The organism is Brevibacillus sp. NPDC058079 (assembly GCF_042885155.1).
Taxonomy (GTDB): domain Bacteria; phylum Bacillota; class Bacilli; order Brevibacillales; family Brevibacillaceae; genus Brevibacillus.
The window spans coordinates 227,755-239,533 of sequence record NZ_JBHVSO010000002.1 but is presented as its reverse complement, the minus strand read 5'-3'; the positions used below and the strand labels follow the sequence as shown (position 1 = coordinate 239,533).

Annotated in this window: 11 protein-coding genes; 9 read left to right on the top strand and 2 right to left on the bottom strand. The window is 48.6% G+C overall.

Translation table 11 applies throughout. The annotated features are described in order from the left end of the window. Nucleotides 1-157: 157 nt before the first annotated feature. Nucleotides 158-820, bottom strand: a complete 663-nt coding sequence (locus tag ACFVS2_RS07780) for a hypothetical protein (RefSeq protein WP_390232813.1) — start codon at nucleotides 818-820, stop codon at nucleotides 158-160. A gap of 176 nt (nucleotides 821-996) precedes the next feature. On the opposite strand from ACFVS2_RS07780, the gene ACFVS2_RS07775 reads away from it, so the two are divergent. Genes ACFVS2_RS07775 through ACFVS2_RS07755 form a run of 5 tightly spaced genes read left to right on the top strand, consistent with a single transcriptional unit; the run spans nucleotide 997 to nucleotide 6,020 of the window. Then, nucleotides 997-2,034, top strand: coding sequence for a DUF7847 domain-containing protein (locus ACFVS2_RS07775; protein ID WP_390232811.1), 1,038 nt, complete (start codon nucleotides 997-999; stop codon nucleotides 2,032-2,034). Further along, nucleotides 2,027-2,653, top strand: a complete 627-nt coding sequence (locus tag ACFVS2_RS07770; RefSeq protein WP_390232809.1) for a DUF4129 domain-containing protein — start codon at nucleotides 2,027-2,029, stop codon at nucleotides 2,651-2,653. The genes ACFVS2_RS07775 and ACFVS2_RS07770 overlap by 8 nt, the downstream gene beginning before the upstream one ends. Beyond that, nucleotides 2,646-3,770, top strand: a complete 1,125-nt coding sequence (locus ACFVS2_RS07765) for a DUF4350 domain-containing protein (RefSeq protein ID WP_390232807.1) — start codon at nucleotides 2,646-2,648, stop codon at nucleotides 3,768-3,770. Before ACFVS2_RS07770 ends, ACFVS2_RS07765 begins: the two co-directional genes overlap by 8 nt. 8 nt (nucleotides 3,771-3,778) lie before the next feature. Next, a complete protein-coding gene (locus ACFVS2_RS07760; protein ID WP_390232805.1) occupies nucleotides 3,779-4,699 on the top strand; it encodes an AAA family ATPase in 921 nt (306 codons plus the stop codon). Further along, complete coding sequence (locus tag ACFVS2_RS07755; protein WP_390232803.1) at nucleotides 4,650-6,020, top strand: DUF58 domain-containing protein; 1,371 nt, start codon at nucleotides 4,650-4,652, stop codon at nucleotides 6,018-6,020. The genes ACFVS2_RS07760 and ACFVS2_RS07755 overlap by 50 nt, the downstream gene beginning before the upstream one ends. On the opposite strand, the gene ACFVS2_RS07750 is transcribed toward ACFVS2_RS07755, so the two are convergent. Then, on the bottom strand, nucleotides 5,987-6,967 hold the full coding sequence (locus ACFVS2_RS07750) for a stage II sporulation protein M (RefSeq protein ID WP_390232801.1): 981 nt from the start codon (nucleotides 6,965-6,967) through the stop codon (nucleotides 5,987-5,989). The two genes, ACFVS2_RS07755 and ACFVS2_RS07750, sit on opposite strands and share 34 nt — an antisense overlap. A 78-nt stretch (nucleotides 6,968-7,045) precedes the next feature. Here ACFVS2_RS07750 and ACFVS2_RS07745 point away from each other — a divergent pair, with 78 nt between their 5' ends. The 4 genes from ACFVS2_RS07745 to ggt all read left to right on the top strand — a co-directional run bounded on the left by ACFVS2_RS07745 (nucleotide 7,046) and on the right by ggt (nucleotide 11,778). Then, the gene (locus tag ACFVS2_RS07745) at nucleotides 7,046-7,870 is read left to right on the top strand and encodes an RDD family protein (RefSeq protein ID WP_173617344.1); all 825 of its coding nucleotides are present in this window, start codon (nucleotides 7,046-7,048) and stop codon (nucleotides 7,868-7,870) included. A 138-nt stretch (nucleotides 7,871-8,008) separates the two neighbouring features. Next, nucleotides 8,009-8,515, top strand: a complete 507-nt coding sequence (locus tag ACFVS2_RS07740; RefSeq protein WP_390232799.1) for a hypothetical protein — start codon at nucleotides 8,009-8,011, stop codon at nucleotides 8,513-8,515. Further along, nucleotides 8,496-9,575, top strand: a complete 1,080-nt coding sequence (locus tag ACFVS2_RS07735; protein ID WP_390232797.1) for a phosphodiester glycosidase family protein — start codon at nucleotides 8,496-8,498, stop codon at nucleotides 9,573-9,575. Before ACFVS2_RS07740 ends, ACFVS2_RS07735 begins: the two co-directional genes overlap by 20 nt. Before the next feature lie 169 nt (nucleotides 9,576-9,744). Further along, a complete protein-coding gene (ggt, locus tag ACFVS2_RS07730) occupies nucleotides 9,745-11,778 on the top strand; it encodes a gamma-glutamyltransferase (RefSeq protein WP_390232795.1) in 2,034 nt (677 codons plus the stop codon). Nucleotide 11,779 lies beyond the last annotated feature (1 nt).

Below are 11,779 nucleotides of genomic sequence, written 5' to 3'. Positions count from 1 at the left end.
AGTCATGTAATGTCCTGCTAGAGTGGACAGGCCTGTCTGAACAAAAGGGCTTGTCCCACATGCATATTGCACGAAATGGGGAAGATGCGGGGAATCTACTACGCACAGACTCCCCGCATCTTTAGGTAACCTAAAGCCTCGCAGAATATTAGCTTTTTCAATAAGGTTCTGCATTTGGAATAATCGCGACGATGTGGGTGATAGGAATCAGGATAGAGGCTCCGTTTGTACGTGAGGAGGCTAAGGTCAGTAATTCAATGATTCCTTCATCCACTCTAAGAAGCTTGCCGACTCGGTAAGAACGACTCTCAGGTCCCCAATCCGTCGTCAGTAAGACCTCCACAAGTTGATCGTTTCTCAGGCATTTGCTGAGCTCTTGACGAAGCCCTTCTATACATGCTTGATCCGCTGATTCTTCCGCTTCGACATCTACCTTCACTAATGGTGCCGGGATGACGATTGGCTTCGGAGCTTCCACTTGTACATAAGGTGCTTCTACTTGTACAACAGGCGGTTCTACATGTACAACGGGAGCTTCTACTTGTACAACAGGCGGTTCTACATGTACAACGGGAGCTTCTACTTGTATAACGGGAGCATCTACATGTACAACAGGTGCTTCTACATGTACAACAGGTGCTTCTACTTGTGGAATGGGGCTGGTCACATTCACTCGAGGCGCGCGAACGCTGATACGCACAAAACGGCGTAGTTGCCTGAGCAGACTATTGGATTTGCGTTTGGTAGATCGCTTCTTGCAGCGGCAGCGGGCTTGCTTTGCTTTTAGCTTCTTCTTTCTCAATGCTTTCAAAGGCAACACCCTCCTTACTATGCATGCAATATCATATTCAGCAGGGGGGGGACCGCATTGGACTAACACCTGATTTGACAAAATCAGGCAGGAAAACATTAGCAAAATTAGATGATTTTTTTAAAAAAACAGGAAAATCGTGTATACTTATCAGGTAATCTCAAAAAGAAAGATGGAGGTTTCTCATGAATCGTACGCCGATTGCCCCCATGGGAGTGGGGAAGCTGTTGGACAAGAGCTTTTCTGTATATCGCCAGTATTTTGGAGCATTCTTTTTGCTGGCTTTAATTTGGTTCGGTCCATTGTTACTCCTGCAGCAACTGCTTCTGGTTGACCTTACCAGAGTGCCTTTGCTCGCACAAGATACAGAAGGTATGGACTTTGCGGAATCGTTAGGCGCAAGGTTTGCTGGACAAGAAGAATTTATGACACAAAGCCTTCCTATGCTGCTCATATTCATATTCCTTGTCGCACCAATCCTTTTGATCATCGCCTACCCGCAAATGATTTCCGGTTCGATTTTACTGACGAAGGCTGCTCTCGAGGGAGAGACTTTGAGCTTAAAAGATGCCTTGAAGGGGGCACTTCGTCGATTTTGGCCGCTCGCGGGCAGTACTTTCCTATATGGAGTAATCGCGTTTGCAGTGTCGACAGCGTTTGTCATCGTATATGGATTGATTTTCGTCATGATCGCCTTCGCGGGTGGAATGACATTTGAAACCATGTTTGATCCGTCAGATGAAGGCAGCATTGTGCTTATTATCGTTTTAGTTTTATTTGGCTATTTATTCTTAATTGCTGGGATGATGCTCGTACCGGGCTTTTTCTTAATTCGTTGGGGTTTTTATATGCCGCTCGTTCTGTTCGAACGCGATGGTGTCGGAATCGGTCAGAGCTGGAATATGACAAAAGGAAACTTTTGGCGTTTATTTGGTCTTTTTGTTGTTCTCAGTGTGATCTACTCGATGTTCTCTAGCGGCATGCAATTAGTACTCACTGGCGTCTTAGGTACATCTATCCTCGCGCAAATCATTTTGGTTGCACTTACCTGCCTCTTGACCCCTTGGATGGCCATTGTTTACGCGTTGGCTTACTTTGATCTGCGCGTGAGAAAAGAAGGGACAGATTTACAAGAGCTAGTAAGCCGTCAGCTTGCTACATCTGCACCAGTAGAACCAGCAACTCCTACCCCTGCACAAGAGCCGGGAGTTACCCATGATTAGCACGAGTCCTTGGGTAGATGACAAGGAGCATTTACAAGAGATTCTAGCCAGAGATGAGTTCAATTTGCCCCAAGGTAGTGGAGAGAACTGGATTCAAAGAGCGATGGAGTTTGTGATCGAGTTGATCGCCGATCTTTTTAAGTGGACCAGTATTCCATCTGGCGCGGCTAATACCGTATCTACACTCGTGCTCATTATGGCAGTACTGGGACTGGTCGGCATCATTTACTGGTTGTTCCGCAGAATGATTTGGGTACAGAAGAAGTATCGACCGCTGTTTATGGAAGGTGAAAAAATACGTTCTCATGCAGACTATTTGCGTGATGCGAAAGAAAAGGCAGCGCGAGGAGAATGGCGGGAAGGAGAACGCTCGTTGTTTTTGGCGTTGTTGGTTTATTTGCAAATGAAGTCATGGGTTCGTGTGGAGAAATGGAAAACGAACTGGGAATACGCAGAAGAAATTGAGGCAAATCAACCGAGCTTACGCGATGTGTTCGGCAGCTTCGCACGAGAATTCGACGCTGTTTGGTACGGGCAGGCACTTGTTGATGAAGCGTCGTTCTGGCAGCGTGTAAACGAACTGGAAGGCATCTGGCGCGAGGAGGGACAGCATGGATAGTTTGCGCACTTATCGTGTCGGAATTGTTGTGGCTACCTTGCTGCTCGTCATCGTGGGCTGGTTGATTGTCAAGCCTACATCCGAGCCTCTTCCACCGTACTTGGCTTCTTCTGCACAGCCGAGCGGAATCAAGGCTGTGCTCGTATTGCTGGAGGAAAAAGGCAAGCAGGTAAAGGAATGGCGGCAGCCTATGCGTTTTTTACCAACAGCAACTGGGCAGGCCATGCTCGTAGTAGAGCCGGAAAGACTGATGCCAGAGGAACAGATAGATATTCTGGATTGGGTCAGTGAAGGCAATGACCTGATTCTCTTTCACTCGAGACCAGAGTGGGAAGACCTTCCGTTTTATACGGAGTACATCCGGGATAAAGAAAATCAGGAGCGAAATATTCAGGGACCTCTCGTTCAGGGGAAGTTCATGGGCAAAGCAGAGACCTCATTGAGATTTTTAGAAGATGACGACATGGAGCCACTTCTCTACGACGATCAGGGGATACTCGGAGGAAGAACAGAAGTGGGAAATGGCAGTGTCACGTTTTTTCTCGTACCGGAATGGCTAACCAATCAAAAAATTGAGCGATTGTCCCACTTTGAAGCGATCTGGCCGTACGTACAAGGAGATTGGTCGGTCCTCTGGGTAGACGAATACCATCACGGCTTGCAGGAAAAACCAGGTTTTTTGGCGATCTACCCGGGGTGGCTCATAGTTGCCTGCATACAACTCGGTATCCTTCTATTGCTGTATGTGTGGTGGAGAGGAAAACGTTTCGGACCGGTCTATACGCTTAGGGAATGGACGGTGCGACGTGGTGATGAGACGTTGCTCGCCGTGTCTAGCTGGTATGAGCGAAGAGGGCTGGCACAGGATGCGTTACGACATCGAGAGGCTTACATGCGACAGCTGTTGTACGATCGGTGGGGAGTGCACCAACGGGCTGATCGTGTGGAAATCGTGCGATATGCCAAAACAAGATGGACAAATCAAGAGGTAGAGAAATTCGCTCATCTGCTGGAACGACTGGAACAGGCAAAAAACGAAGGGCGATACTCGCCGAAGAGCTTGCTTGCAGACAGTCTCTTGTTGGATGAGATTACGAAGCGTCTGGAGAAGGAGTGACAACTACCGTGGAGCAATTGTTGCAACAAATGGAAAAAGAGCTGGTTGGTCAGCGGCAAAATGTTCGGCTACTGCTAACAGCTTTGGTTGCCGGCGGACACGTTTTGCTAGAAGGTGTACCTGGTATCGGAAAGACGAAAATGGTCAGGACCTTATCGGAATTGATGGGGGGCGTAAGCAAGCGCGTCCAGTTTACGCCTGACATGATGCCATCGGACATTATTGGTCACGTGGTGTTCAATATGCAGCAGAACCAGTTTGAGACAATCAAAGGTCCTGTTTTCGCTAACTTATTGCTGGCGGACGAGATCAACCGGACACCGCCGAAAACCCAAGCGGCCCTTTTAGAAGCAATGGAGGAAGGGCAAGTGACGATTCATGGTATCACTTATCCTTTGCCAGATCCGTTTTTCGTCGTCGCTACGCAAAACCCGGTGGAATACGAAGGAACGTATGTGTTGCCGGAGGCTCAGCTTGATCGCTTTTTGTTCAAGCTAACGATGTCGTATCCATCGCATGAAAATGAAAAGCAAATCCTCGCTAAACATATTCCCAACAAGCGCAGCCACGAGCGTAATCAAGAGCCGCTCTTTACATGGGAGGCGATTTTGGAGAAGCGACGCCAATTAGAAGAAGTGGTTGTGGATGATTCGATTTTGGAGTACATCACGACACTGATTCGCAATACACGCGAAACGAAACGCTTGCTCTTAGGTGCCAGCTCTCGTGCCGGAATCGCTGTGTTGATGGCCAGCAAAGCCTGGGCACTTTTGGACAATCGCAATTTTGTGACGCCTGATGACGTGAAGATGGTGGCTCGCCCTGCATTGCGGCACCGACTCATACTGTCACCGCAGGTAGAATTGGAGGGGGGTACCAGTGACCACATCATCGAAGAGACGCTGGCGGCTATTCCAGTTCCTCGCTGATTTTTTGGCAGACCGTTTTGTCTTGCCATCCAAGCGACTGCTCGTGGCAGTTTTGCTAGGCACACCCATCGCGATCGTTGGATTTCTACTGGAGATTGGCTATTCGACATTCTTTTTGTACAACGGTTTACTCCTGATCGCTAGCATCTTGGATTGGATGACCATCCCCAAACGCAGAGACTTGTCGATCCAGCGAATCTTGCCTGAGCAGACGGATATCGGACAATCGTTTTCGATCGAGCTTGAGCTGGCGAACAGAAGTGGGCAATCCGTTGCGTACTCCATCGTGGACGATCTTCCACTGTCATTTGAAGAAGCCGGACCGGTCACAGGTGTGATGGAGCAACCCTTAACTAACATAAGTTTTGAAACAAGAGGAAAAGAACGCGGAGAGTACGTGTTCCGCTGGCTTTACATGCGGTGGCATGGCAAACTCGGCTTGTGGTATCGCCAAAGCCGCTTTGCGTGTGAACAAACGATCAAGGTATATCCCGACCTTTCAGCCGTTCGTGGTTACTTGGCTTCGTTGCAGGAGAGCCTGATCGTCGACGGGAAAAAAATCATGCGCAGGGCAAAAGCTGGGACGGAATTCCATGCGATCCGCGATTACGTGCCTGACGATGATCCTCGGATGATTAACTGGTCTGCTTCAGCACGCTCCGGCCGTCTGATGACAAACCAATATCGACCAGAGCATGGCAAAGTGATTACCATACTGGTCGATTGCGGTAGGTTGATGGGTGTTGAGCTGGATAACCAGACGAGACTGGATCGATCACTGGAGTCTGCGCTCACGTTAGCGGCAGTGGCATTGCGTCAAGGAGATCAGGTAGCGCTACTAGCCTATTCGCATGAGATCAAGACGTACATACCTCCAGGTAGAGGGCTGCGCCACTTGCACACCCTTTTGGAGGCAACCTACAACCTGACGAGTGATTTTGTAGAGGCTGATCCGGCGAAGGCGCTTGAATTTTTGAATCGCCAGCAGAAGAGAAGGAGCTTGGTGGTTCTTTTTTCAGATATGGAAAACTACCTCGTCGAAGATCAGTTGAGCAATTATTTGTGGCGGATGCGCCGTTCGCATTTACTCTTGCTGCTGTCTTTGGCAGATCCGCTTCTGCATGAATGGAGTCATATAGACACGAGCAACAGCAGCTTGGCGTTTACGAAGGCGGTAGCTCAACGGTTCCAGCTCGATCGCAGGGCGTTTCAACAAAAAATGATCGGCGCGGGTATCCAGGTACTGGACGTTCCGGCCGATCAATTGACGCTAACGGTTATCAATACTTATTTGGACATCAAATCAAGAGAAGCTTTGTGAGAATCGGGTCTGTATCCGAGGAGGTACCAGGCAATTAGCAAAAGCAATGTGCCGACAGCTACGATGTACTTGGCTTCAAGAGAGAGACTCGATGGAGTAATATAGCCTTCGATGATTCCCGCGATAAACAAGAGTGGAATAGTAGCCAATAGTAGATGCGCTGATTCTTTTGCCGCCTCCAAAAATTGATGTCTTCGTGCGTAGCGGCCGGGTACTAGCAGACGGTACCCCATGTGAAGACCTGCTCCGCCAGCAATGAAAATGGCAGTCAGCTCGATCACGCCGTGTGGCAAAATGTAGGCCCAAAACGCATAGCTGCTATCTGCCTGATAGTAGACGGCTGCCAAAGCTCCAACCAGAAGGCCATTGAACAAGAGAAGGTAGATAGGGACGATTCCAAACGTAATTCCACTGACAAAGGCCAGCATCGCAACTTTGATGTTGTTGGTCATAATCATCGTGGAGATGACCGGACTGTCGAGAGATTCGTGCCCTTCTCCCAGCCTAGATGGATCGATCTGCTCAGCCATCCCTTGTGGCAATACATAATACAGGTTGAGTGGATCGACCATAACGGCGGCAAAGCCAGAAATACCACCGATGATGAAGAGAAGGGCTGCCACACCAATGAAGCTCATTCGCTTATGTACGAGACCCATCAAGTAGCTACCAAAGAAATGCTTGAGCTGCTGCCAGCTGCCTATTCGTTGCTTGTAAGCCAAATTATGTGCACGTAAGACGAGTTGATTTAAGTAAAGCGTGATCTCGTCTGCAGGATGGTAGGAGCGCACATAGGCCAAATGAGCAGATGTTTTCTTATATAGTTGTGTCAGGCGATCAATATCGGTAGCACTGATGTGCCGAGGTTGTCGGGTAAAACGCTCCACTAATTGTTCCAGTTCGGCCCAAGAGGCTTTATGCTTGTGCCAAAACGAGGTAATATCCATGTATAATGCCTCCTTACATTAGCGCGTGTTTCAAAACTAGAAAAAACCTCAAAGTTTCGAGGGGGGAAGAAAACCATCATGAATGAACCGACATACGTCAGTGGGTCAAATCGAGAAGCTTCTGTCGTGACACCCGAGCATGTTATGCTGCGATTTCAGACGGCAGGTCTAGGCAGTAGAGCCACTGCGATGCTGATTGATACAGGAATCTTGCTCCTGGTTAATCTTACTGTATTTATTTTGTTTGGCATAGTTTTATTTGGAAAAGAAGAAGATTTTTTCCTGGATGATGACAACTACACGATAGCCATCGTTCTCCTGGTTACCTTCATCGTGAACTTTGGCTACTTTTGGCTACTGGAAGCATTCTGGGGCGGACAGACCGTTGGCAAAAGGCTGGTGGGAATCCGGGTCATCCGTGATAACGGACAGCCTGCGACTTTTGTTTCCTCAACGATCCGGAATCTGTTTCGCATCATTGACGCAATGCCATCTGGTTATTTTCTCGGGGCGCTCGTATGCTTTTTCCACCCCCGTGATAAGCGAATTGGCGATATGGTAGCTGGCACAATTGTCGTGGTGGAGTCAGGACAGCGGTCGACTCTTTTTCAGAAAAAGAAAGACAAACAGCCAAATGGCTTTGATTTGAATCATGCGCTACTCATACTTGATGAGCGCCAAAAACAGGCGATTACCCGAGAGGACTGGCAACTGCTTTCTTCCTTCATCGGCAGACTATCCTCTTTAACTCAAGCGAAAAAATATGAACTCGGGAATCAAATTGCCAGCATCATGCGCAAAAAATTAGAGCTTGTTGACGAACAGAACACCAAGGAAGACCCGATCCTGTTTTTGCAAAGGCTGCACAACCAGTTGCAAAACGAATTTCAACTACGAAAATAAAGCGAGGTACCGCCAAAAATATTGGCGGTATTTTCTTTTCTCGACTTATTTCTCCATTATTCAGCAAAATGCAGCTTCAAAAACTTTCTATGTTATAATGAAACCTCACTCTAAGTCACAGAAAGGAGGAGGGGGCCGATGGACGACAAATACATGGGAGCGTCATCGACTTCGTCACCCACACTGCCACTCCCGGCAAACGGGAAGCAGAAAGGAAGACGCAGAAGAGGCAGTCTTTTTCAGGCATTGATTCCCTCCCAGACAGAAGGTAAGCGTCCTTTACTACCAATCGTTTTGGCCGTTCTGGTCTGGGTAGGACTTGCCTACGCTGGATATGCCTTTGCTGTTTATACGTTGGACAAGCAGCAGCAATTTGTGAACCAACGAATTGATCAAATTCAAGAAGATAATCAAAAGCAGATGAAGGCATTGGGAGATCAATTGAATCTGGTGCAGGAAGAAATGCAAAATGTCCAGAAGGGTCTGGGAAATCTGGAAGAAGATTTGGCATTGACGGGTGAAACCATTGGTGGCACGAACAAGACCAAAGAAGCTCTGCAGGATAGGGTTGACCAGCTCAATAAACAGCTGGTTGATTTGAAAGCATCTCTGAAAAAATTGGAGGATGCTGCCCGTGCTTGGTAAGATAAACCGTTTCTTTCTCTTTCTGTTGGCGCCTGCTCTCGGTTTTTTGGTCGCTTTTGCGCTGGACAATCCAGTGGACAAGCTCCAGACAGAAGGCCTGAAGCTTCCTTCTGCCGTAGCGAAGAGCCAAGCAGATGAGCTGGGGGAACGGCTCAACGACACCAAGGTGCAGCTTCGAAACGTAGAAGTTGTCATCGAAGACATCCGGGATCGCTCGAAAAAGGAACAGAAAGAATACGAGCAACAAAACAAGAACATCAGCAGCGCACTTGAAGCGAGCAAATCCCAGACGCAAAAATCTGCGGATGTATTGGACACGATTTTGTCCAACATGCTTGGCAAGCCGATCGGTCAACACTTCGGGAAAAACTCGACAGTGAAAGTCTATTCCTTGCAAGAAGGCGGATACCGCGGTTATATGGCCAAAGTGCGCCTCAATGATCCGAACGCGTTGAAAATGGTGTTGGCCAACAACTCTGTGAAAAGTAAAGGAGAAACGACGAGTCAAGCTGGTAAGCGTACAGGATCCATACTTGCGATCAATGCAGGTGGCTTTATGGCGGACAAGCAGGGCAATCTGACTCCGTTAGGCATCACTGTTGTTGACGGCAAGATTCGAACCTTTTCCAATAATGCGAAGCTGAGCTTTGTCGGTTTCAACAACAAAGGTCATCTGGTCGGAACAAACATCAAAACACAGGCGCAAATTACACAACAAGGGATATTGCAGGGAGCGAGCTTTTTGCCGCGTCTCTTGCAAGACGGAAAGCGATTGCCTATTCCGCGTGAATGGGCGAATGCGCGTCAACCGCGAACGCTGATCGGTCATTTCGACAACGGCGATTTGCTGCTGATTGTCATTGATGGAAGACGAGATGGTTGGAGTAATGGTGTTACGCTCGAGGAAGCGCAAAGAAAGCTGCAAGAGTGGCATGTCGTGGATGCGTATAACCTCGACGGCGGTGGTTCCAGTGCGTTTTATTACAATGGCAAGCTGTTGAACAAGCCTTCTGGCGGCAAAGAAAGACGCGTGGTGAGCAATTTGGTCGTCATGCCATAAGCAAAAATCGCAACACTCTTCTGTGAAGACGACAAGTCTTGCTGCAGAAAGAGTGTTTTTTTCTGTAGAGAAAAGTTTGCCTAGGCAACTGTGAATGTGGGTTGACCTTGAAAAATGCTGAAAATTATAATAATAGTAGAAGTTAATGAAATGGAATAGGAGGGATCGCATGAAAAAAGGGATGTTGGTTGCCCTCTCGATTGTTTCCGTGCTTTCGTTTCCTCATTTTGCGGTGGGAAAAGTCCCAGGTGTGCCAGCAGGTGTGCAAGGAGCTACAAAAGGAATTGTCGCGGTCTCTCATCCAGCAGCGGCGCAGGTCGGTAGAGATATCTTGGCAAAGGGCGGCAATGCGATTGATGCTGCGGCTGGGATCCAATTTGCTCTGAATGTGGCAGAACCGTATATGTCCGGTATCGGCGGCGGTGGCTTCATGATGATTTACGTGAAGGATCAAAACAAAGTGACCGTGTTAGATAGTCGGGAAGTGGCGCCTGCCAAGGTGACTCCTCATATGTTTTTGCGGGCGGACGGCACGCCGATCCCGTTTGAAGAGAGACATACGAGCGGTCAGGCCGTAGGTGTTCCAGGTACATTGCTGGGTGTAGAACAGGCGTTGGAATCGTATGGGACATGGGACTTGGGAAAAGTGATAGAACCGTCGATTGAACTGGCGGAAAAAGGAGTTCGCGTCAACTGGGTGTCCGCTCAATTTATTGCCAATTCCATGGAAAAGCTGAAGAAGCACGGGACGGCTGCACAGGTGTTTGCGCCAAACGGCGTTCCACTCAAAGAAGGTGAGATGCTGATTCAGCCCCAATTGGCGAAAACGTTGAAGATCATCCGCGACAATGGCTCGAATGCCTTGTATGAAGGGGAAATTGGCAAGGCCCTCGTCGAAGAGGTACAAAGGACGGGTGGCTCCATGACACTCGATGATTTGCAGGCGTATCAAGTAAAAGAGCGTGAACCGCTCCGCGGCATGTATCGCGGATATGAAGTGATTTCGATGGCACCACCCAGCTCTGGCGGCTTGACGCTGATTCAGATTTTGAAGCTGATGGAAGGCTACGATAACACAAAGGACGGAATCGGGTCGGTAGCCTATTTGCATCATCTGATTGAAGCCAACCACCTCGCCTACGCAGATCGGGCGGCGTATATGGCGGACGAGGACGTGTATCCAGTACCGAAAAAGGGACTGATTGCGGAGGAATACATCAAGGAACGGCGTCAGCTCATTCGTGAAGAAACCGCGAATGCCAATATAGTGGCAGGCGACCCTTGGAAGTACGATCCTGGCAAAAAGCCAGAGGTGTCCATAAAACTGAGAGATCAATCTCCGGTCAAGCAGACCACGCACTTCTCTGTGATGGACAAATGGGGGAATATCGTTGCGTATACGACCACCATTGAAGATATTTTTGGCAGCGGTGTGATGGTTCCGGGTTACGGCTTCATGCTCAATAATGAGCTTACGGATTTTGACGCGATTCCTGGTGGTGTCAATCAGGTCGAGCCTGGCAAGCGTCCACGTTCGAGCATGACGCCAACCATGGTGCTAAAAGACGGAAAGCCTTTTTTAGCAATTGGCTCACCTGGTGGCTCTACGATTATCGCCTCCGTATCGCAGACGATTCTCAATGTGATCGATCATGGAATGGAAATTGAGGATGCCATCCGTGCACCACGCATTTTTTCTAGCGGCTATCCGAATGTGACGTGGGAAGCGGGCATTGACCAAGATGTCATCCTGCAATTGATGGCAAAAGGTCACGTCTTTGCTGAGGAGCCGACGAACATTGGTAACGTCCAAGCGATAGTGTACGATTTTGAAACGGGAAAAATGTACGGCGGAGCGGATAACACACGCGAGGGTACTGTACTAGGGGTCGATGCCATTGCGTATACGGCTGCGCAGCCAGTCCAGTCGCCAAAAGAAAAAGAAGGCCCCTTTGACTTACGAGTAAACGGCCATGTCTATCCATATACAGCAGAGCAAAAAGTGATGATAGATGGGGTAGCGTATGTTCACGCTAACAAGTTGCTGTTAGGTTTGGGACAAAAAGTGACGTCCTTCCAGTCAGATGTGGTCATGGTGAAGGGAATGCCTTACTTGCCTGTCAAAAAAACTGGCGAGAAGCTGGGCTATACGGTTAATTGGAAGGAAGGAGAGCGGTCCATCGAGTTGAATCGCAAAAAGTAGG

What these genes read in the sequence shown, in the direction of transcription:
- ACFVS2_RS07740 (WP_390232799.1), top strand. Translation starts at nt 8,009, where the DNA reads ATGGACGACAAATACATGGGAGCGTCATCGACTTCGTCACCCACACTG.
- ACFVS2_RS07765 (WP_390232807.1), top strand. Translation starts at nt 2,646, where the DNA reads ATGGATAGTTTGCGCACTTATCGTGTCGGAATTGTTGTGGCTACCTTG.
- ACFVS2_RS07775 (WP_390232811.1), top strand. Translation starts at nt 997, where the DNA reads ATGAATCGTACGCCGATTGCCCCCATGGGAGTGGGGAAGCTGTTGGAC.
- ACFVS2_RS07745 (WP_173617344.1), top strand. Translation starts at nt 7,046, where the DNA reads ATGAATGAACCGACATACGTCAGTGGGTCAAATCGAGAAGCTTCTGTC.
- ggt (WP_390232795.1), top strand. Translation starts at nt 9,745, where the DNA reads ATGAAAAAAGGGATGTTGGTTGCCCTCTCGATTGTTTCCGTGCTTTCG.
- ACFVS2_RS07770 (WP_390232809.1), top strand. Translation starts at nt 2,027, where the DNA reads ATGATTAGCACGAGTCCTTGGGTAGATGACAAGGAGCATTTACAAGAG.
- ACFVS2_RS07735 (WP_390232797.1), top strand. Translation starts at nt 8,496, where the DNA reads ATGCTGCCCGTGCTTGGTAAGATAAACCGTTTCTTTCTCTTTCTGTTG.
- ACFVS2_RS07750 (WP_390232801.1), bottom strand. Translation starts at nt 6,967, where the DNA reads ATGGATATTACCTCGTTTTGGCACAAGCATAAAGCCTCTTGGGCCGAA.